General features: G+C 37.8%; 2 protein-coding genes. One reads left to right on the top strand and one right to left on the bottom strand.

Annotation, left to right across the window (positions count from 1 at the left end; genetic code table 11):
- Positions 1-41: 41 nt before the first annotated feature.
- Positions 42-539: a hypothetical protein gene (locus ACOZB4_RS34080; RefSeq protein ID WP_169894459.1), complete on the top strand. Its 498-nt coding sequence runs from the start codon at positions 42-44 to the stop codon at positions 537-539.
- Positions 540-598: 59 nt separating this feature from the next.
- Here the strand turns inward: ACOZB4_RS34080 and ACOZB4_RS34075 are convergent.
- The coding region (locus ACOZB4_RS34075; protein WP_422759742.1) for a hypothetical protein at positions 599-1374 on the bottom strand (776 nt) is incomplete at its 5' end.

The raw sequence follows: 1374 nt of genomic DNA, 5'->3' as shown, positions 1-1374 counted from the left end.
GGTATATACTGGGAATAAGCAACTATTTATAGGAACATATTATGTCTTCTAAAAGACCTACAAAAAACCATATATACACACATGAAACACATGCAGTAAATAACGAAACCGGCGAAGTTATTTCATCATCAAAAGAAACTATTATTCAGTTTCCTGCTGAACCTGAATATATAAAGCTTTATTTAGACGATATTAATCGCCTCTACGATCTTCCAAACAACTCCATCTTATACGAGCTTATGAAGCGTATGGACTATGATGGGTTGATTAATATAAGCAAATACGGCAAAGACATGATTTGTGAAAAGCTTAATTTAAAACCACAGACCTTTGCAAATTATCTTGGAAAATTAAAAGATAAGGACATTATTCTCCCTGTCGGTCGTGGCACATTTATGCCGAATCCAAACCTTTTTGGCAAAGGCACATGGAAAGACATTTATAATCGTAGAAAAACATACGAAAGCATTAAAATGAACATCATTTATAAAGCAGATGGTTCAAAAACAGTTCAAACCGAGTTCAATCTAGATGAATAATGTTGTAAGTAAAATAATTAAGAGCCTTACGGCTCTTTTTTCTGGTGTGCTTTGCACTTTTAAAGCTTGAACTTGCCGCTTCGTCCCTTCAATTCATCATTAAGAGACTTCATTTTTACCGCATTTTCTTGTGTTTCTTTAAGTAGTGGTAGTAAATCACCACCACCAGAATCGGCGTTAAAATATGCTGCAACTTTGTTGCACAACTTCAATGATGAATTATAAAAATCTGGAAATGAATTCCTAAGTTGTTGTTGTAAGTTTTTAAAAATAGGGCTTTCATTAAGCATATTTTTAACATTGTCATACATGCTTTTTATGTCTTTTCTTACTTCTTTTTCGAGTTCGACACGTTCGATTAAACTATCATAAGCAGCACCATTTTCATTAAAATCAGCAACAATAGCATCGACCCTCGAGGCAACCTCCTCCAGAAGCTCCTCATTGAACTGTAAGGCACGATCTAGGTGGGTTTGACGGTCTACCAGCTCCGCCTGCAGGCGGTCGATCTCAGCCTGTTTAGAGGCTATGAAATCGTCTTTTTCTTGATGTTTGGCCTTGGTCATATCAGCAGAAACACCACGGACAAACCCAAGATCCTCGAAACGTTGGCCTGCAGTGTCCTGCAATTTTGACCAAATCGATTCACCTTTGCGGCCCATGAGGTCACGCAATGGGGCTTTATTCGTCTTAAAATCGTAATTGAAGAAGATACATTGAGCGTGATAATTCATCTTATATTCGCCTGTTACTGGGTCTTTATGGCCCTCGTCCATGTGCATTTCCCAGCCTAACGGCTCCATGCCGGTCTTTTCTTTTACATCTTGCATAAACC

This window comes from Paenibacillus sp. NPDC058898, assembly GCF_049316025.1.
Taxonomy (GTDB): domain Bacteria; phylum Bacillota; class Bacilli; order Paenibacillales; family Paenibacillaceae; genus Paenibacillus_AQ.
Note: the sequence above shows the minus strand (reverse complement) of the source record. Positions and strands in the feature narration are given on the sequence as shown.